Source organism: Marinomonas sp. PE14-40, assembly GCF_051623805.1.
Classification (GTDB): Bacteria; Pseudomonadota; Gammaproteobacteria; order Pseudomonadales; family Marinomonadaceae; genus Marinomonas.
The window spans coordinates 4,757,214-4,777,740 of the sequence record NZ_CP130700.1; the positions used below are offsets into that span (position 1 = coordinate 4,757,214).

Below are 20,527 nucleotides of genomic sequence, written 5' to 3' on the forward strand. Positions count from 1 at the left end.
AAAATAAACCTAGTTCAATATTTCTGAACTAGTTAATTAAAAATATTAGTTTGTCTTAATTATTCTGCCTTTATATTCTCTATTAATAAAGTGATTAAATTTTGAGGTGATGCATGACTGATTTAGCAAAAGGGTTTATGGAAGGGGTCGTTTTGACAGGCCACGGCGGGCTAGAAAAATTGGAATATCGAGACAAGCTCCCTTTGCCTGTGCCTGCTGATAATGAAGTCTTAGTTAAAGTGCATGCCGCAGGGGTCAATAATACAGATATCAATACTCGCATTGGTTGGTATTCAAAAACGGTGACAGGCGATACAAATCAGGTGGTAGAAAACGGCTTAACGGATAACGCGGATGATGGCAGTTGGTCTGGAGAGCCTTTAAAGTTTCCTCTTATACAAGGAGCGGATTGCTGTGGCGAAATTATTGCAGTGGGTGCAGGAGTTGATAAAAACCGTATTGGTGAGCGCATTCTTATTAGACCTATGCAGCAAAATCTAAATCAGAATGGTGAACTTAAAAGCATTACCATGGGTTCTGAGTGCAATGGTAGCTTTGCTCAATACACTAAAGCTCTAGCACATGAGTGCTACCCAGTTAATTCAAGCCTTAGCAGTATCGAGTTGGCGTCTTTTCCATGTGCTTATTCAACTGCCGAAAACATGATAGACAGAGTACAAGTAAATGAAACAGATACCGTCTTGATAACCGGGGCGTCTGGCGGTGTCGGCTCAGCGGCGATTCAATTAGCAAAACGTCGGGGAGCTAAGGTGATTGCTGTTTGTGCTAAATCCAAAGCCGATAGTGTATTGGCTATTGGAGCGGATAAAGTGCTAGCAAGAGAAGAAAGCATTTTATTACACCAAGCTCATGAATCTGTTGATGTAGTGATAGATCTTGTTGCTGGAGATAGCTGGTCTGAGTTGATTGATGTACTTAAAGTGCGCGGTCGTTATGCGGTAGCGGGTGCCATTGCAGGGCCGATCGTCGAGATGGATGTACGGACACTCTATTTAAAAGATTTAACCTATTATGGTTGTACCTTTCAGCCAGCCTCAGTGTTTGAAAACTTGGTTCGTTATATCAACGATGGTGAGATCAAACCTTTGGTTTCCAAGGTGTATGAATTAGCGCAGATTAAAGAAGCGCAAACGGACTTCTTAAATAAAGCTTATTTTGGCAAATTGGTCCTGTCAGTTTCTAGATAGTGCTTTCATAGGTCAGCATAAGAGAGGCAGCTCTCTTATGCTATTTGCTAATTAAATGATTAGTCTACTTCAAGCAAATGTGTGGCTTGCGATATCTAACACTATTTTCCCTGTCGCTTTACCTGCTTCACTGCGCTGATGGGCTGCTTTCACCTCTTCTAGAGGGTAAACAGAATCCAGATGTACTGTGATTTTTTCTGCATCGATTAGCTCTGCAATTTTGCCAAGATCGTTTCCGTCAGTTTTTACCCACATACGCGTAAACTGGATATTATTGGTAACTTGAGTATCTTCTGGGAGCTCATCTAAGGTCGAAATAAGTTGGCCGTTAGGTTTTATCACATCTAATGATTTGACGAGATTTTCTTGACCGCCAATGGCTGCTAATACTATGTCTGCTCCTTCAACAAGTTCGCTAAAATCTTGTGTTTTATAATCAATAAACTCATCGGCCCCTAAACCTTTAACATAGGTTTCTTTTGCGCCTGATGCACTAGCGATGACATGAGCTCCAAGATAGTGAGCAATTTGTACAGCGAAACCACCCACCCCCCCAGATGCATTTTGAATAAAGACTTTTTTGTCTTTGGCATTGTCTAAGCTGAGCCCTGCATCTCGGGTGAGTGCCTGCCAAGCTGTCACCGCAGCTAAAGGGACGGCTGCGGCTTGCTGCATATTAAGTTTACTTGGTTTTAACCTTACTAATTCGGCATCAACTGCCACATACTCAGAATAAGTGCCTTGTTTGCCGATATCAGTGAAAGCAAATACCTGATCATTAAGCGTAATGCCACTGACATCATTGCCTACTTGGACCACTTCACCGGCTAAATCCCAGCCTAATACAAGGGGAAGCTGGTGGGTGCCTGTTCCTGCTAGCATGCCGTTACGAATATGAAAGTCAACTGGGTTTACGCCGGCTGCTGCGACCTTGATTAAGACTTGGTCTGCATTAATTTGAGGTGTATCGAGCGTGCCAACTTGTAAGTTTTCATGGCTTCCATATTGATTGATAAAGGCGGCTTTCATTTGAGTTTTAATGCTCTTATTCATTGTCTTATTCCCTGTGTATTTTGCCTTTTAGGCTGTATTCGAGTTAATGCCAGTATTGAAGATTAAACACATATCTTCAAATTAATGGTTGGTATGAAAAGCATTGATAAAAATGATGTGTTTATATAAGGTTTGTCTAACTTAATGGCTTTTAATAATTTCGTTTTATCAAAAGGAGAGTGGAAATGGCGAAGACGGATCTCAATCTTGTTGTGATTTTTGATGCCATCATGAAGGAGAAATCCATCACAGCAGCGGCAGATAGCCTTGCTATGACTCAGCCATCGGTTTCAAATGCGGTTTCTCGTATGCGTCACGCTTGGAAAGATCCTTTATTTGTGAAGGATGGCAGAGGTATAAGACCGACTCCTTATGCCAGTAAACTATGGAAAAGTGTGGCAGAACCTCTTGCTCAAATTAGCCATGCGATTGCCCCCGATTATTTTGATCCATTAACCTCTAAAGCCAGTTTCCGCATAGGTATCACGGACGGATCTGCCTCCATTGTCTGGCCTGAACTTAGGCATATTATCGAGCAAGAAGCGCCAAATATTAATATTTATGCTGTGCCCTATAAAGTGGATGGCGAGCTGTTATTAAATAATGCCGATGTGGATCTGGTGTTTGATTATTATGATGGCACTAGTAATGAGATCAAATCTAAAACCATGTATGAAAATCATTTTGTGACTGTTATGCGGGCAGATCATGATCTTGCAGAGCAAGCTTTGACCCTTGAAAACTATCTAAAATCTGAGCATTTATTAGTGTCTTTATCAGGAGATATATGCGGCATAGTAGATGATAAGCTTGCAGAGCTTGATAGTAAGCGACGAACCGCTATGACAGTAAACAGCTTTGCCAGTGCAATTAACCTTATCAAACAAACTCGTTTAATTATTACTATGCCGTACCCTATTATTGCTGAGCATCTCGCCGCAGGTGATTTAGTTTTAAAACCAGTGCCCTTAAAACTCCCAAGTATTAAAATCAGTTTAGCTTGGCACAGTCGTAATAATCACTCACAAGCATTGAAATGGTTGATAGGCGTATTAGATAGAATTATTGAATCTAAGCGCCACTTATTTGATTTTAATTTACCTCATGCATAATCTTTTTTTTTACTAAAAATAACCCATAAACTATTTGCAATATCTAGGCTATTGGGGCCTACTACGCCGTGATAAAACTAGGCCATTAATACTGTGTTTAGTTTTATAGGGATCTTTACTTTAAAATGGATATATAGGTAATTCAAAATGAAAAAAACATTAGCTGTTGCAGCACTTAGTACTCTTCTTTTAGCAGGTTGTTCTACTCAGAAATTCAACTTGAACCCAGGTGCTGATTTAACCTCTGATGCGGCTCTTACAACATCTCAAACTTTCTTTGTAAGCGGTATTGGTCAAGAGACTGAAGTTAATGCTGCTGAAGTGTGTGGTAGTGCTGATAAAGTAGCTCAAGTACTGACTAAACAAACTTTCATTAATGGTTTGTTGGGCGCTGTGACTTTTGGTATTTACACACCTCGTACTGTCGAAGTTCGTTGTGTAGGCTAAGCCTAAAACAGATTTGAAAAAGGCGTGCTGTTATCTTAACAGCACGCCTTTTTTGTACTTGTGGTTTGAGTATTATTAAGGCTTGTTTATCTCTGATTTTTTCCAAAAGATTACAAATAGTTAATTTGAAAAACACGGCGTTATATTGCTTACTTGCAGACCTATATTATGCGTCATCTTTGTCAGTATGACGTTAACGATTTGGCTTTCTAAATAGGTGTATTTCAAATGAAAAAAACTTTAGCTGTTGCTGCTCTTAGCACGCTTATTCTGGCGGGTTGTTCTACTCAAAAATTCAATGTCAATCCAGGTGCTGATCTAACTTCTGAAGCAAGTCTTTCAACGTCTCAATCATTCTATATCAGTGGTATTGGTCAAAAGACTGAAGTGAATGCCGCAGAAGTATGTGGCAGTGCCGATAAGGTTGCACAAGTGCTGACTAAGCAGACATTTTTAAATGGCTTACTGGGTGTGGTGACATTTGGTATTTATACACCGCGTACTGTTGAAGTACATTGTGTAGGTTAAGCTAAAAGAAAACCTAAAAAGGACGTGCTGGTAATTTAGCAGTACGCCCTTTTTTATTATCTAAATTTCACGTCTTTTAATAAGTCTAACGTCTTCGCTAAATCTCATGCTTTTCTATAAATCTAACGGAATTTCAACCGAGACTTTTTGCTGTTTCATTGAGAAGAGAGTATTGGCGTTATGAACCCCTTTATGATTCAAAATATTCTGGGTTAAAAACTCCTGATAGGCTTCCATATCCTTGGCCAACATTTTCAATAAATAGTCACAGCCACCAGATACGGCATGACACTCTAAAATCTCAGGGCAGCGGTTCACCATGGCTAAAAAATCCGCCACAGTGTCTGGGTGATGGTTGTCTAAAGTGACCTCGGCAAAGGCACAAATCTTTAGACCAATTTTGTCTGAATTAATGATGGCGGCATAGCCTTTGATATAACCATCTTCTTCTAAACGTTTCACTCTGCGCCAACAAGGCGCATTGGATAAGGAGACCTTTTCCGCTAGGTCTCGATTGGACAAACGGCCGTCTTCTTGTAGGGCACCTAGAATTTCAGAATCAACTCTATCTAATGACATAGCAACTATTTCTCTGTTTTTTGTTGTTTTGAGATACGTATGTTTCTTATTGTGGCAAAAACACCAAACAAAAAGCAATCACGTTTCTCAAAACATAGATTAGAATTTAAACAGGTAAGGCACTTTGTGAAACCTTGGGTTTCCATTGATGCTTGCAAATAATAATAAAATTACCTCCCTGATGAAGATGTGTTTTCACGCAAGGGCTTATTTTTAGATAGGTTTGAAAGCAATAGGCTTTTGTATGAGGACGTGATGAAGGGAAATAGAGGACAGGATAATGCAATCTTTGGCAGCAAACCTTTCGGCAGCTAAGATCGAAAAGAATAACGATGTACCCTTTAACGAGTTGGATAAAGCAACTTGGCTGAAGCCGAAAACTGACTGGTTCCAATTAGTACATACCTTACTTACTTCTCGCTATATGGACGATGTTGAAGAACAAGATTTAGTACCTGCAAAACTTGTCTTTAATCAATTCTCAGCTCGTGGACATGACTTCGCCCAGATTCTTTTAGGTTCCTTTTTAACTCATCCTCACGATGGCGCAACGGGTTACTATCGCTCTCGTCCTTTTGTTTTATCTCTTGGTTTATCTATGGATGATGCGCTTGCTTCTGGTATGGCAAAATCTGGTGGCTACAGTGATGGACGTGATATTGGTGTAGTGTGCAATTATGCTAACCAAGAGCGAAATGGTGCCATGTTATTTCCTATGTGTGGTGGCGTTGGTTCTCAGTATTCACCTATCTCAGGTTGGGCTCAGTCTATCGTTTACCATAGAGATCAGCTTAAAGACGACGCTTTTAAAGGGGCTATTGGTCTCTCTATGGGGGGGGACTCCTCTATGTCTACCAGTGGTTTTTGGGCGGCATTAAACATCTCAACGACTAACAATTTACCTCACCTTTTTTACATTGAAGATAATGGTTACGGCATCTCTGTTCCACAAACTGTACAAACGCCTGGAGGCGATCAGGTAGCAAATCTTGCTGCTTATAAGAACTTAAAAATTATTGACGGTGATGGTACCGACCCATATACAGCGCCTGCTCTTATTGAAGAAGCGGTTGAGTATGTGAGAAGTGGTAAAGGGACATGCCTTCTAAGGCTAAAAGTGCCACGCTTGTGTGGCCATACTTTCCAAGATACCCAAACCTATAAACCTGCTGATTTACTTGCCCAAGAAAAAACGCAAGATCCATTGCCTAAACTGCGCGAATTTTTACAAGACAAAGGCATTATGGATGAGCAGCAATGGCTAGCACTTGAAGAGCAAACCCATGCGGAAGTGTTAGCCGCTGTGGCAAGAGTTAAACTTCGACCTGAGCCTAAAATAGAAAATATCACCCGTTATGTATATGCCGAAAAAGATGAGCAAGGCCAAGCTGAATTACAGTTAAGAGGTGGCTTACATGCGGATCATCATGTATTTCCACAAGTAAGCGAGCAAGCCAAACCAGAAGGTGCTCGTTTAAATATGCTGGCATCGATTCGTAAGGTGCTTGCCCATGAGTTAGAAACTAACCCTAAGGTATTGGTATTTGGTGAAGACGTTGGGCCCAAAGGTGGTGTGCATGCGGCAACCTTAGGACTTAACGAAGCTTATGGAGATTTAAGAGTCTTCGATACTAGCTTATCGGAAGAGGGCATTATTGGCCGTGCTGTGGGGATGGCGTTAGCGGGTTTGATGCCTGTACCTGAGATTCAATTTAGAAAATATGCCGAGCCTGCTAGTGAGCAAATCACCGATACTGGCATTATGCGCTGGCGTACCAATAACCAATTTGCAGCCCCTATGGTAATACGTATTCCTGGTGGTTTTGCTGGTCGTGGCGACCCTTGGCATTCTATGTCGGACGAAGTGGAATGGGCGCACAAAACGGGTTGGCAAGTCGTGATGCCATCTAATGCTGAAGACGCAGCGGGCCTGTTACGTTACGCCTTAAGAGATAATAACCCGACTATCTTCTTTGAGCACAGAACCCTGCTTGATAACCGCTGGGCCCGTAGACCTTATCCTGGTGATGACTATGTGATTCCATTTGGTAAAGCCAAAACGCTCACCCAAGGAGACAAGCTAACTGTGGTGTGTTGGGGTGCTATGGTAGAGCGTTGTGAGCAAGCCGCGATTGAGTTAGATCTTGGTATCGAAGTCATCGATTTACGCACTATTCAACCTTGGGATAAAGAAGCTGTGCTTGCATCTGTTAAGAAGACCAGCCGTTGTTTGATCGTCCATGAAGACAATATGACGGCAGGCTTTGGCGCTGAAATAGCTGCGATACTCGCGAAAGAAGCTTTCTTCGATTTGGATGCACCGATTGAACGTTTGGCCATGCCAAATACGCCTGTTCCGCACAATATCAATTTATTAAATGCTGTTGTACCGACGACTGAACGTATTGAACTTGCGATGCAAGATTTGATTGAGATTTAAGGGGATTAGCATGCAAGCACTTGTAGATATTGTATTACCAGCAGATCAGTTAGAAGGCACCTCGGCAGTATTAAGTAAATGGCTAATTAATGTGGGTGAAGAAGTTAAGCAAGGCGATCCTATTATTGAATTAGAAACCGATAAGGTAGCTATGGAGATATGTGCTAATCAGGATGGTGTGTTAGCTGAAATAATGATGCACGAAGGGGATGATGTTCCTGTTGAAGGTATTTTAGGGCGTCTTTCAGAATCTGCTGTAGTCACGCAAAAGGTTGACCTTGTTCAGACAGTGGTTCCAGTACAAGAAGAGGGTGTATTTCATTCAGATAAAGAGACCTATAAACAGTCTGCTAGTAAGCTTGTTGGTCCGGCTGTTAGGCGTTTATTGAGACAAAACAGTCTTGAATTGTCTCAGATACAAGGCACAGGTCGATATGGTCGAGTGACCCTGTGTGATGTCAAAGCGCACCTTGCACAAATGGGTGAGGCTGTTCCTCAAAGTGTTAGTCAAAAGCGTGTGACTAAATCACCATTAACTCGCCATGATCATGATGCTAGACCCTTAGTGGGTGAGATGAAGCCGCATACTAGTATGCGTAAGAGTATTGCGAAACACATGACGGAAAGCTTGTTACATACATCTCCCCATGTGACTAGCGTGTTTGAAATGGATATGACAAACATTATTGAACATAGAAAATGGCATAAGAAAGAGTTTGCTGAGCTTGGGGTTAACCTGACTTATACGGCTTACTTTTTGTCCGCTTGTGTTAAAGCGTTACAAGCTGTGCCAGAGGTTAACGCGCGTTTTCATGAAGAAGGTTTAGAACTCTTTAAAGATATTAATATCGGAGTAGGAACCGCATTAGCAAATGATGGTTTGGTTGTGCCTGTTGTACAGCAAGTTCAAGAAATGAACCTGTTTGAAATTGCTTATGGCCTTAATCAACAAACAGAAAAAGCTCGTACTGGAAAGCTTCAACCCAGTGACATGAAAAATGGCACCTTCACCATCTCTAATCACGGTGTAAGCGGTAGTTTGCTCGCAACACCTATCATTATTAATCAGCCACAAGTGGCGATTTTAGGTATAGGTAAACTGGATAAGCGAGTGGTAGTAAAAGAGGTGGATGGGGTGGATACCATGGTGATCAAGCCCATGTGTTACGTCTCTCTTTCTATGGATCATAGAGCCTTAGATGCCCATCAAACTAATCGTTTCTTACAGGTCTTTGTGGATGCTATACAAGACTGGGGTTAACTTAGTTACTAGATATAAATAAACAAAACGGGCTTCATGTTAAGTGAAGCCCGTTTTTTTAGCCTAATTAAAATGGTTAGAAGTGATTAATCGCCTAAAGCAATACCTTCACGTCTTGGGTCTGCACCACCTTGGAAGCCATTTTCATCAATAATGATGCCCTGTAAACCCGAGTTCAAATCGCGCACATTCACTTTAAAGCCCATTTTATGCAGTTTGGAGCCTAACTTTTCTGCACTGGTTCCTTTTTCAATATCATAGGTACCAAAACGGTTAAGCATATTCGGTAAGCTAATTGCTGATTGAATATCCATTCCCCACTCAAGGTGAGCAATCAAGGCTTTAGCCACATAGCCAATGATACGAGAACCGCCAGGAGAACCTAATACTAGATAAGGTTTACCCTCTTTAAGCACGATAGTTGGTGACATAGACGAACGAGGGCGCTTACCCGGTTCTAAACGGTTAGCAATCGGAAAGCCATCTTTATGAGCTTTAAATGAAAAGTCGGTCAATTCATTATTTAATAAGAAGCCGTTACTCATGACACGTGAGCCAAAGCCATTCTCAATTGTGGTTGTAACAGATACGGCATTACCCTCTGCATCGACAATCGAAATGTGGCTGGTGGATGGAAGTTCGATAGAAATATCATCCGCTTGCGCAATAGGGTGATTCCAACTTGGGTTACCTGGTTTTACCTCTTTTAGCGCTTCTCCAGGTGTGATTAGTGCTGCTCTTTCTTTTAAATAAGAGGCATCTAACAGACCTTGCGGCATAGGAACAAAGTCAGTATCAGCCATATAGCGGCCACGGTCTGCGAAGGCTAAACGTGATGCATCCCCAATAATTTGCCAAGCTGTTGCCGAATCTGGTCCCATAGAAGCAAGGTCAAATTCTCCTGTTATTCCCATGATTTGACCAACTGTAAGGGCGCCAGAGCTTGGTGGACCCATGCCACAAATATCATATTGCTTGTAAGCAAGGCAGGTTGTTGCTCTTTCTTTAATTTGATAGCTGGCAAAGTCGATTTCGTTTAAGACACCTGGGTTATCTTCAATACCTCGTACTTTCTTGACGATATCTTTGGCAATATGACCTGTATAAAACGCATTTGCGCCATCGCTAGCAAGGGTATCTAAGGTTTGTGCATAGGCTGAGTTTTTAAGTAAAGTGCCTTCTTTTAATGGTTTGCCTTCAGCATCAAAAAAGTAAGCTTTAGTGGCAGGATACCTTGCTAGCCTTTCTTTGCCACCCTCAATAGAACTTGCTAGGCGAGCTGAAACTTCAAAGCCATCTTCAGCTGTTTCTTGAGCAGGTTGAAGTAATCGACTCCAAGATAAACGGCCATACTTTTCATGTAAGTCACCCATGAGTTTCACTGTACCTGGTGTACCTACAGAACGGCCTCCGACAACGGCATCATAGAACTTGAGTGGTTTGCCATTCTCATCTTGGAAAAGTTCTGGTGTTGCTTCTTGCGGAGCTGTTTCGCGGCCATCAAAAGTAGTCAGCTTTTTAAGTTTTGCATCATAATAAACTACAAAAGCACCGCCACCTAAACCAGAAGACTGTGGCTCCACAAGGCCTAGCATCATTTGTACTGCAACGAGCGCATCGATGGCTGAGCCGCCTTCGCTAAGTACTTTATAACCTGCTTGTGTTGCAATGGGGTTTGCAGCGGCCACCATGAAGTGATTAGATTTGACCAGTTCCTTGTTTAACCAGGCATTGGAAAGTTCAGGGGCGATCGTGTCTGCAACCTGTCCTGCTCCCACTGCCATGCCGCTTAAACTGAAGCCTAAAATACCAGCAGCTATATGACTGCTAAGTTTCTTTTGTGTAAATGTCATCTCTATTTCCCTATTTTATAATTAAAGTTATTTTGAAGAGGCTATAAATATAATCACACGTTGAAACTTATGTTAAGACCTTTATTCTAAAAAATTATAATTATATTCATTTTAATTATAGCAAAAGTTATAAAAATTTTATATTAAGCATTAAATATGCCTAGTTATCTCTGAAATTAACTGCTTTTAAATCAAAATAATTGGTATGAAATGCCTAGAATATCGTCAATACTTCTTACTTTATTAAATTAAATGATGTTTGTAGAGGGTTATGATTTTCAAGGTGTGAGTATGTGTAAATACATGATGTAATGTTTTTATGAATTGCTCTGGTCTGTTTACGATGTCTTTTGTAGTCTGAAAATAAGCAAAATTAAGTAGTACACTGGACACTATAAATTCTTTTTTTCTCATTGAAATAGTTAACCATGAAATCAATAAAGGTTCTGACTGTTGCTGGTTGATGGTCACGACTTATATAAGTTGCCCAAATCGTATGTTCATAGGTTTCCCATTTTTTTAATATAGGAACTAACTTACCTTCAACGATTAAAGGAACGGCAAGAAAGCAAGGTAACCTAACAATACCTGCACCAGCCAAAGCTGCACGACTTAATACTAATATTTCATTCGAGTTCAATGAGCTTTTGAGAGGTACATCAGTGGTTTTATTTTCTTTCTTAAAAGTCCACTTATCATACGGCTTGGAGGCTGAACAAATTAGAGTGTTATAATTTTTTAATTCTTCTGGTTCTTGAGGCACACCATTCATTTCTAAATAACTAGGTGATGCGCAAATAATCGCTTTTGCTGTAATTAGGGGTCTAGCAATAAGGCTAGGATCTAAGTCATTTGTCGACCTTATTGCAACATCGATACGGTTTTCAACTAGATTGAGGTTTTTATCATGAATCATTAAGTCTACTTCTACATCTGGATACTCCCTTAAATATTCAGCAATTGCAGTACTTAAATGCGCTTCACCGAATGCAGTACTGGTTGAAATTCTTAGTTTTCCTTTTGGTGTTGCTGTCGTTGTTTGGGAGATGTTTTTTAAGTTTGTAGTTAAATCTAATATCCTTAATGCTTTAGATAAATGTAATTCGCCTGCAAAGGTGAGTGATACGCTACGAGTGGAGCGGTTAAAAAGGCGGCAATTAAGCCAATCTTTTAAATCATTGATATAACGAGTAACCTTTGTTCTCGACATATTTAGGCTATCGGCTGCAATAGTGAAGTTTTTTCTTTTTGCTACTTCAGAAAAAACTTCAAATGCGGTTATTTTATCCATCACATTCTCTCTTAAAGATCAATGTTTGTTTTCTTTTGACTCTTGTTCGATTACAAAAATAGCATGAATTATTAATAGGTTCATTTTGGTGAAAATCTTGAATTAAAATTCTAAATACATTCATTTTTTTAAGATGTTGATATATATTGATTTTTTTTAAATATTTCTTATTTTTGTTTAATAATGAACAATTGTTGTGAAAATATACTGAAAAATATCTTTTATCTTCAGAATGATAAAAATAATTAAATTTTTAAGAGTATTAGGTGGGGCTTATATAGGGGTTTATACATAAAGTTGTATTTTTTTCGACTTCTTTACTTGAATTTTTGTAAATAGATATTGTTAATAATAAATAGGGAAATAATTAAAAGTTTTTAAGTTGAAGTAGCTGAATCAAAACTTTCATGATAAACAATTATTGATGGGGTAAACGTTTTGATTGGCCATGGTGATGACTTTTAGATTATCGCTAGTTGTGCTAAGGAATCAAAGGATTAGTTACCTTTGCTTTGTTTTTATCAAAAAGGCGTGACTTTGACGTAATCTAGATATATTTCGAGAAAGTCATCACAAAGGGGTTCTGAAATGCCGAATTGGGATTACTCAAAGGCTTGGGGCGAGTTCAAAGCATTATCTTTAAGTTGAGGGTCTTATCAAAAGAGTTACTCTTAAACTCAGACTAAAACTTTTTTTACTAGCTTCACTTAAGCCTTAAATCTCAGCAACTCCTCTTGCTGAGATTTAAGGCTATGAAGAACTATTTAATCATTTTTTAATGCTTGAAAGAAGGTTCAAGTTTGTGACTAAGTTTCTAACCCCATGGGCATGATCTTCTTCAAATACATTGTCTTTTAGCCACTCATCGACTGTGGCAATGTTTACTTTGACCACTTGCGGTCTAACATTCCAGGTTACTTGATAAGGAGACGCTTTTTCGTTGTAACCAGGGCCAGTGGTTGAGCCAATATATTCAACGGCTTGACCTGTATTTGAGGGGATGTTTGGTGCTTGAGGCCTATCATTAACAGTGTCTACAGCGGTTAAATATAAAAAGTTTTGTGCTTTTTTATCATTCACTAATACATAGACTTGCGTTTCAACTCTTAATTGTGGGTTGCCATTTTCTTTGGTTAGGCAAGATCCAAGTGTTGGGCCTGGAGTAACTTTAGCTGTTGAATAAACATAGTGAACTTCGATGGTATCGCCCGGAAATAAACCTCCATGTTCACTTTCTCCCACTGTGTGGTTATAGGGCATGAGTTCGCTCTTATTAAACTTGCCTGTGTACTCAAAGCCTGTTTGATAACCGTGCCCATCGCCATTACCTGCAAAGTGGGTAAACTCTCCCCCTTTGTGCTCGGCATTTTTATGAAAATGTATGTTACATAAATTCATTTGAGTGGAAGCAGGCGATAAGCCAAACACAATGGTGTTATCGCCTTGTAAGGAGTCAATGTCACGGGGAGATTGTGGGCCATAACCTTTACCTGCTGTATTGCTTTCTAGCATGGCTCTCTGTTTTGCAATGACGCTATCAGCAACAGGGTTTGAAGAGGTGCTAGCAGCATGGGCAGCGACAGAGATAATCGAGCTGGTAACAAGGCTCATTACAAATATATTTTTCATAGAGACTTCCATTTTTTTCCATGTTTAAGTAATCATTAATACCCCAAAAAACAAATCTAAATTTAGATTGCTATAAGGCGCTATTAACTGGATTTTTCAAGCCATAAGCCTAGTTTCTTTTTGAGAGTCTGGGCATACATTTTTATTTCTTAGGATAAAGTCTAATAAAAATGCCGACCCTAATAATACCAATATGCAGATAACTTCATGTTTGAGTGTGTTTCCCTGAAAAAGTATTAAATTTTGAGACTCACTTTTTGGTTTTAATTTAGTTTGACCTGAAAAGACTTCACACTTTCATAAAGCCTTTTCATGCCGTCTTATCAAGAACTCCTGTACAATGCGGCCCATTCGCGAAGAATCACTAAGTTATTATTTGAGTACAGGTTTGTCATGAGTAAGTTATTTGTAATTGGAATGGGACCCGGAGATCTGGATCTCGTCGCACCTAAAGCCCTTGCTGCATTAAAAGCCAGCACAGACATGGTGGCCTACGGTTATTATTTAGATCTGTTAGGCGATATTTGTCACAACAAAACCCACCATGATTTACCTTTAGGTGAAGAAATTGCCAGAGCGCGATTAGCTTTGGATCTGGCTGCTTCAGGTAAAACCACGGCTCTAATTTCGAGTGGAGATATTGGTATTTATGCCATGGCGACCTTGGTGTTTGAATTGTTAGATCAGCAGTTACAAGGTAAAGAGTCCCATCCTGAATGGTTAGATGTTGACATTGAAGTAGTGCCAGGTATTTCTGCGATGCAAGCGGGTGCTAGCAGAGTCGGTGCTATGTTAGGGCATGACTTCTGTACCATTTCGTTGTCTGATTTATTAACCCCATGGGAAAGCATTGATAAACGCATTCATGCCGCTGGTGCAGGTGATTTTGTTGTCTCTTTTTATAACCCGGTATCAAAAAAGCGTGATTGGCAACTAAATCATGCCCGTGATGTTTTATTGAAGTATCGTCCAGCGACGACTCCCGTCATGATAGGGAGGCAATTAACACGCCCTGATGAAGAGATTATCTTTACAACCTTAGCGGAGTTAGATGCTAAAGATGTGGATATGTTTACCATGGTCAGTGTGGGTAACAGTGAGTCTCGTCATATTCAAAATGGTGAGAAAGATTGGATTTATACGCCTAGGGGCTATTCTAAAAAACTCTAATACTGAGACATTAAGGCAGAGAAAATGAAAGTCTACTTTATTGGTGCAGGTCCTGGTGACCCTGATTTAATGACAATTAAGGGCATGAAAACCTTGAGTGCTTGCCCTGTTGTACTTTATGCAGGCTCCCTTATTCCAAGAGAAGTGATTGCCAGTGTGGAAGAAAGCGCGGAAGCGATTTATAACACAGCAGAAATGAATTTAGATGAAACTACCGCAGTAATTGAAAAGGCGCATCTAGAAGGTAAAGATGTGGCCCGTTTACAGTGTGGTGATCCGTCTTTGTATGGCGCAATTGGCGAGCAGATTCGTCGTATTGAAGCACTAGACATTGATTATGAAGTGATTCCTGGTGTCAGCGCTGTTGCAGCTTCTGCTGCATTACTACGTAAAGAGCTGACCTTATCTGGTGTGTCGCAAACCATCATAATGACACGCTATGAAGGTAAAACGCCTTTCCCTGAAAGAGAGCGTTTACCGGCGCTTGCTAAAAGTGGTGCAACGCTCGCGATTCATTTGGGCGTTACCAAGATACATAAAATAGTTGAAGAGCTAATGCCTCACTATGGCGCTGATTGCCCTGTGGCTGTTTGTTATCGCTCAAGCTGGCCTGATCAAGACTATGTAACTGGCACCTTAGCTGACATAGTACAAAAAGTACGTGAGAAAAAATTCACCCTTACTAGCCTTATTTTGGTGGGTCATGTGCTGGATACTGACGACTTTAATGACTCTTATTTATACGACAAAAATCAACCTAATTTATTCCGTAAAAAGCAGCGTGCTCCAAAGGCAGATAAGACGCTTAACGAGAACAAGGACTAGACAATGCAACTTAATAAAACCCCAACAACTATCGTTACTGGTTTTTTAGGCAGTGGTAAAACTACCTTACTGTCTAATGTATTAAAACAAGCCCAAGGCAAGCGTATTGCTGTGATTGTGAATGAGTTTGGTGAGCTTGATATCGACTCTGATCTACTACGTTCATGCCCACTAGATTGTGATGATGAAGAAACAAGTTCAACACAAAACGGTGAAGATGGTTTTTATGAACTAGCAAATGGCTGTATTTGTTGCACAGTGGAAGAAGAGTTTTTACCTGTGATGAAACAACTGGTAGAACGTCGTGATGATATCGATCACATCTTGATTGAAACCAGTGGTTTGGCGTTACCTAAGCCATTAGTTCAAGCCTTTAACTGGCCAGGTATTCAAGAGTATTGCACGGTTGATGCTGTGATTACTGTTGTCGATGGTCCGGCGGTTGCAGCGGGACGATTCGCTCACGATGAAGCGTTAGTGCAAAAGCAACGCTTAGCTGATGAGAGCTTGGATCATGACCCAAGTCTGCAAGAGTTATTAGATGATCAGTTAAGTGCAGCAGATTTAGTGGTCGTCAGTAAGAGTGATCTACTAGCTGAAGTTGAGCATGAGCAAGTTAAAAAAGTGGTTGCCCATAAAGTACCCGATACGGTGAAAACCGTTTACATCGACAATGGCGTCGCGTCACTAGACATGTTACTAGGAATAGATGCCGCGTCTGAAACCCGAATTGACCATGTACATAATCACCATGACCATCATCATGCTCATGGTGAGCATCATGATCATGCCCACGACCATTTTGACTCTTTCGTGATTAGTATCGGCGAAGTGGACTCTGATCGCTTAGAGCAGGTTCTAAATGGTTTAATTGCGTCCCACAATATCTATCGTGCCAAAGGCTTTGCAGCGGTTGCAGGTAAACCTATGCGTCAGGTTTTCCAAGCAGTAGGTAAACGTCTTGATAAATACTTTGACCGTTTGTGGAATGCAGAAGAAGCACGCCAAACTCAATTAGTCTTTATTGGTAAAGGCATTTCTAAAGACGCTGTTGAGGCTGAATTAAATAAAGCCTTGGCTTAGCTTTGGTTTTGATTAGATTAGTTTTAAGCCTGATTGAATAAACGAAATAGGAAATAACAAGTGCATCTTTTAGCAGCGAAACCGGGTGGCTTTGTCGATGATGAAGGTATTATCGACCTTGATCAAAGCCCTGCTGATATTGTGTGTTTAGCTGCTGCTGACTCCTTGCTGTCTGCCTTGGCTCAAGGTGTAACAGCCCTTGATAAAACGCTGGATGATAGGCAAAGGCCTAGTATACGCCTCGCTAATTGGATGCAATTGTTAAAACCAGCTGCCTATGACCTTTATGAAGATAAGGTGCTTGAAAAGGCCAAGTTAGTCGTAGTGTCTTTTTTAGGGGGTAAGCATTACTGGCCCTACGGTTATGAAAGGCTAGTGGCTTGGTCTAGAGCGAAACCTGGTCGTACTCTGGTTATGGTGCCGGGGGATGATGTGCCAGATCCAGAGCTTGCAGCTGCCTCTAACCTAGGGGATCTTGAAAGCCATAAGGTTTGGCGTTTTTTACGCGAAAGTGGCACAGAGAATCTGTCTTCCTTTTGGCACTTTTTGTTTGATCAGATGTTTGGGCTTAGCCAATACACTTGGCAAGAGCCTAAGGCACTGGCTTCTTGCCTCGTTTACTTGAAGGGGGGGGCGTCTAGCCTTGTTGAGTGGCGCTCTCATTATGTAGACCAGTTGCAACAAAAAGCTGGCTCAAAGCCTGTTTGTTTGTTGGTGTTTTATCGCAATCATTTGCAAAGTGCTAATACGCAAATGTTCGACCAATTAATTAGTATTTTAGAGGAGCATGGCCTCGTACCCTTAGCGGTTGCTGTGACGTCCCTTAAAGATGCAGAATCTTTGCAAATGCTTAATGGTTTGATCGAGAGTACGGATGCTAAGTTGGTGCTCAATACTACTGGTTTTGCTAGTAATCGTGCCCCTAGTCCTGATCTTGCGCCATCTCCAACTGATTTTCAGTCGAGCTTCGAACGGCCTTTACCTGTCTTACAATTGGTTCTCTCTAGTAGTACTGAAGAAGATTGGCAGGAACAAAACCAAGGCCTACGAAATCGCGACCTTGCTATGCAAGTGGTCTTGCCGGAAATGGATGGCCGTATCATTAGCCGAGCGGTGAGTTTTAAGCAACAAAGCTATTATGATCAGGCTTGCGAGATTGATTTGATCCGTTATGCCATTCATCAAGAGAGAGCGCATTTTGTTGCAGCATTATCAAAAAAGTTTGCCAATCTTGCTGTGAAACCTAATAGCGAAAAACGTATCGCTTTAATTTTGGCTAACTATCCAACCAAGGATGGACGTATTGGTAACGGCGTTGGGCTTGATACACCAGCCTCGACAGTGACTATTTTAAATGCGTTAGCTGAGTCAGGCTATCCCATTAATGAGATACCAGAAGATGGCAATGCGCTGATAGAAAGTTTGCTTGGTAGTGTGACAAACAACCCTAATACCTTGCATCACTTAGGGTGTTGGCAAAGCCTAAGTCTTGATGAATATAATAAACACTTTGCCTTGCTGCCTAAAGCATCTCAAGAAGCCGTTTTATCTCGCTGGGGAGAGCCAGAAGCAGACCATAAATGCCGAGTTCAAAACGGCCAAGCTCGTATCATGCTAGCAGGGATTCGTTTAGGTCAAACCTTTGTTGGTATCCAACCTGCTAGAGGGTTTAATCTTGATTTGGCTGCGAATTATCACGATCCAGATTTGATACCGCCCCATAGTTATTTAGCCTATTACTTTTGGCTAAGACATGTTTACAAAGTCGATGCCATTATTCATGTGGGTAAACATGGCAATTTAGAATGGTTGCCGGGAAAGGGGTCAGCTCTATCTGACGAGTGTTGGCCTGATATTGCGATGGGGCCCATGCCTCATTTCTATCCTTTTATTGTGAATGACCCAGGTGAAGGATCACAAGCAAAACGTCGTACACAAGCCGTTATCATCGACCATTTAATGCCGCCTATGACTCGAGCTGAAAGCTATGGTGAACTGGCTGAACTTGAAAACTTGGTAGACGAATTTTATCAAGCCATGGGAATGGATGAACGACGTGAAAACTGGCTGAAAGAACAAATATTAAAGCTGGTAAAAGAAACACATGTATTAGATGAATTAGCGCCAAACTCAGGTGAAGATGAGGCAGTACTCGCTGAACTTGATACCTATTTATGTGAAATCAAAGAGTCTCAAATTCGTCATGGTTTGCATCGACTAGGACAATTACCCGATAGCGAAAAGCTTGCAGATACCTTGGTTGCTTTGTTAAGGCTGCCTAGGGGGACAAGTATCGAGTCACAAGGCATCATTCACAGTTTGGCTCACGATTTTGGTTTTATTGGTGCTTCTGGTTCTATTGAGTCTGTTAAAGACGATCTTGCTTTTGACCCTAGCCAAGCAATTTCAGCGCCTTGGTTAAATAATAAACCTGAGATACTTGATGGTTTGCTAGAAAACCATTGGCGTACCCACGCTGATACTAAGGAACGTCTAGAAGTATTTGCGCAAAAGCTGATTCTTGAGCACTTATTGGATAAAAAGCTAAATGATCAGTCGGATGATAGGCCGACTGATAACGCCAGTGGTTACAACTATGACCTTGCTGATTTACCTAGAACTCAGGCGCTATTAAGTCATGCGAAACAGACATTATTAGTCGCGCTTAAAGAAAGCGAAAGAGAAGAAATAAATGCCATCATCAAAGGCTTAGCAGGTAAATTTGTCGCGCCAGGGCCAAGTGGGGCACCAACCAGAGGTCGTTTAGATACCTTACCAACCGGTCGTAACTTTTTCTCCGTTGATAATCGGGCTATTCCTTCAAAGGCGGCTTGGGCCTTGGGAGAAAAGTCAGCTGAGGCTCTCATTTTAAGACACCTTCAAGAACATGGTGATTATCCTAAAGAGTTGGGGCTGTCAGTTTGGGGAACCGCCACTATGCGAACTGGTGGGGATGATATTGCCCAAGCGTTTGCGCTGATGGGAGTCAGGCCTGTTTGGGCTGCTGGTTCTAATCGCGTGACTGACTTTGAGGTTTTATCTTGTATGCGATTAGGTAGACCCAGAGTCGATGTCACTCTAAGAGTTTCCGGCTTTTTTAGAGATGCCTTTGCTAGCGTTATGCAGCTTTATGATGCTGCTGTACAAGCGATAGTGGATTTTGAAGAGCCAGGTACAGGTAATTTGATTCGTAATAATGTGCTCGCTCGCCAGCAAACCCTAGAAGCGCAGGGTCTAACAAAAGAAGAAGCGAGGCAAGAAGCCAGTTATCGCGTGTTTGGCAGTAAACCTGGGGCCTATGGCGCTGGTTTACAGGGGCTTATTGATGAACGCTGCTGGGATACACAAGCAGATTTAGCAGAAGCTTATGTTAACTGGGGCGGTTATGCCTATGGGGCTAAGCATCTTAAAGGCGAGGGAATCGAAGCGAAAAGTGCTTTTGAGCATAGACTCTCTCAGTTAGAAGTCGTGGTGCAAAATCAGGATAACCGTGAGCATGATATTTTAGATTCTGATGATTACTATCAGTTTCAAGGTGGGATGACGAATGCGGTAACTCAATTAGCGCAAAAGTCCCCTGAGGTTTATCTCAATGATCACTCGAATCCAAGTGTGCCCAAAGTGCGGACTCTTAAGGAAGAACTAAATAGAGTGGTGCGTTCTCGTGTACTAAATCCTAAATGGATTGAAGCCATGCAAGAACACGGGTATAAAGGCGCCTTTGAAATGGCAGCTAGCATAGATTATTTGTTTGCTTATGATGCGACAACCGATTTGGTTGCGGATTATCAGTATGAGAAGGTCTCTGATGCCTTAGTATTTGACGCGGCCAATAGAGAATTTCTAGAGCAAAATAACATTAATGCCCTAGAAGAAATGGCCGAACGCTTATTAGAAGCCTGCCAGCGTGGTATGTGGCAAGAACCCAATGGCTATGATACGAAATTACAAGACCTACTACTTGAACTCGATATGAGGCAAGAACAGGCGAATTAACTTAGCTAGTGCCACAAGCGCTAGTACTAAAACAATTATATTTAAGACGGTA

At 41.2% G+C, this 20,527-nt stretch carries 15 protein-coding genes; 10 read left to right on the forward strand and 5 right to left on the reverse strand.

The genetic code is table 11. From position 1 onward, the window contains the following. The first annotated feature begins 113 nt into the window (after positions 1-113). Entirely contained in the window at positions 114-1,208 is a 1,095-nt protein-coding gene (locus Q0A08_RS22035; protein WP_438463664.1) for an alcohol dehydrogenase family protein, read from the forward strand. A 69-nt stretch (positions 1,209-1,277) separates the two neighbouring features. On the opposite strand, the gene Q0A08_RS22040 is transcribed toward Q0A08_RS22035, so the two are convergent. Next, complete coding sequence (locus Q0A08_RS22040; RefSeq protein ID WP_438463665.1) at positions 1,278-2,261, reverse strand: NADP-dependent oxidoreductase; 984 nt, start codon at positions 2,259-2,261, stop codon at positions 1,278-1,280. Positions 2,262-2,446: 185 nt separating this feature from the next. Here Q0A08_RS22040 and Q0A08_RS22045 point away from each other — a divergent pair, with 185 nt between their 5' ends. The 3 genes from Q0A08_RS22045 (at position 2,447) to Q0A08_RS22055 (ending at position 4,348) form a co-directional block, all read left to right on the forward strand. Continuing rightward, positions 2,447-3,373 carry a LysR family transcriptional regulator gene (locus tag Q0A08_RS22045; protein ID WP_438463667.1) on the forward strand — a complete coding sequence of 309 codons (927 nt, stop codon included), beginning with the start codon at positions 2,447-2,449 and terminating at the stop codon, positions 3,371-3,373. Positions 3,374-3,520: 147 nt separating this feature from the next. Beyond that, positions 3,521-3,820: a Bor family protein gene (locus Q0A08_RS22050; RefSeq protein WP_009833849.1), complete on the forward strand. Its 300-nt coding sequence runs from the start codon at positions 3,521-3,523 to the stop codon at positions 3,818-3,820. A gap of 228 nt (positions 3,821-4,048) precedes the next feature. After that, entirely contained in the window at positions 4,049-4,348 is a 300-nt protein-coding gene (locus Q0A08_RS22055; RefSeq protein WP_063337411.1) for a Bor family protein, read from the forward strand. A gap of 114 nt (positions 4,349-4,462) precedes the next feature. Here Q0A08_RS22055 and Q0A08_RS22060 read toward each other — a convergent pair whose 3' ends face one another. Next, positions 4,463-4,927 (reverse strand): Lrp/AsnC family transcriptional regulator, encoded by a 465-nt coding sequence (locus Q0A08_RS22060; protein ID WP_009833848.1) that lies wholly within the window; start codon positions 4,925-4,927, stop codon positions 4,463-4,465. A 280-nt stretch (positions 4,928-5,207) separates the two neighbouring features. Here Q0A08_RS22060 and Q0A08_RS22065 point away from each other — a divergent pair, with 280 nt between their 5' ends. After that, a complete protein-coding gene (locus tag Q0A08_RS22065) occupies positions 5,208-7,367 on the forward strand; it encodes an alpha-ketoacid dehydrogenase subunit alpha/beta (protein ID WP_438463669.1) in 2,160 nt (719 codons plus the stop codon). Positions 7,368-7,377: 10 nt separating this feature from the next. Beyond that, positions 7,378-8,628 carry a dihydrolipoamide acetyltransferase family protein gene (locus Q0A08_RS22070; RefSeq protein WP_438463670.1) on the forward strand — a complete coding sequence of 417 codons (1,251 nt, stop codon included), beginning with the start codon at positions 7,378-7,380 and terminating at the stop codon, positions 8,626-8,628. 86 nt (positions 8,629-8,714) lie between these two features. Here the strand turns inward: Q0A08_RS22070 and ggt are convergent, their stop codons facing one another. The 3 genes from ggt to Q0A08_RS22085 all read right to left on the reverse strand — a co-directional run bounded on the left by ggt (position 8,715) and on the right by Q0A08_RS22085 (position 13,401). Continuing rightward, positions 8,715-10,481 (reverse strand): gamma-glutamyltransferase, encoded by a 1,767-nt coding sequence (gene ggt, locus Q0A08_RS22075; RefSeq protein ID WP_438463672.1) that lies wholly within the window; start codon positions 10,479-10,481, stop codon positions 8,715-8,717. A 373-nt stretch (positions 10,482-10,854) separates the two neighbouring features. After that, entirely contained in the window at positions 10,855-11,772 is a 918-nt protein-coding gene (locus Q0A08_RS22080; RefSeq protein WP_438463674.1) for a LysR family transcriptional regulator, read from the reverse strand. Between the two features lie 768 nt (positions 11,773-12,540). Then, entirely contained in the window at positions 12,541-13,401 is an 861-nt protein-coding gene (locus tag Q0A08_RS22085; RefSeq protein WP_438463676.1) for a delta-class carbonic anhydrase, read from the reverse strand. A gap of 393 nt (positions 13,402-13,794) precedes the next feature. Between Q0A08_RS22085 and cobJ the strand changes: the two genes are divergently transcribed. Genes cobJ through cobN form a run of 4 tightly spaced genes read left to right on the forward strand, consistent with a single transcriptional unit; the run spans position 13,795 to position 20,475 of the window. Further along, positions 13,795-14,571, forward strand: a complete 777-nt coding sequence (gene cobJ, locus Q0A08_RS22090; RefSeq protein WP_438463678.1) for a precorrin-3B C(17)-methyltransferase — start codon at positions 13,795-13,797, stop codon at positions 14,569-14,571. 24 nt (positions 14,572-14,595) lie between these two features. Next, positions 14,596-15,396: a precorrin-4 C(11)-methyltransferase gene (gene cobM / locus Q0A08_RS22095; RefSeq protein ID WP_438463679.1), complete on the forward strand. Its 801-nt coding sequence runs from the start codon at positions 14,596-14,598 to the stop codon at positions 15,394-15,396. Positions 15,397-15,399: 3 nt separating this feature from the next. Further along, the gene (gene cobW, locus Q0A08_RS22100) at positions 15,400-16,479 is read left to right on the forward strand and encodes a cobalamin biosynthesis protein CobW (RefSeq protein ID WP_438463681.1); all 1,080 of its coding nucleotides are present in this window, start codon (positions 15,400-15,402) and stop codon (positions 16,477-16,479) included. A 60-nt stretch (positions 16,480-16,539) separates the two neighbouring features. Then, positions 16,540-20,475 (forward strand): cobaltochelatase subunit CobN, encoded by a 3,936-nt coding sequence (gene cobN / locus Q0A08_RS22105; protein ID WP_438463682.1) that lies wholly within the window; start codon positions 16,540-16,542, stop codon positions 20,473-20,475. Positions 20,476-20,527: the final 52 nt, after the last annotated feature.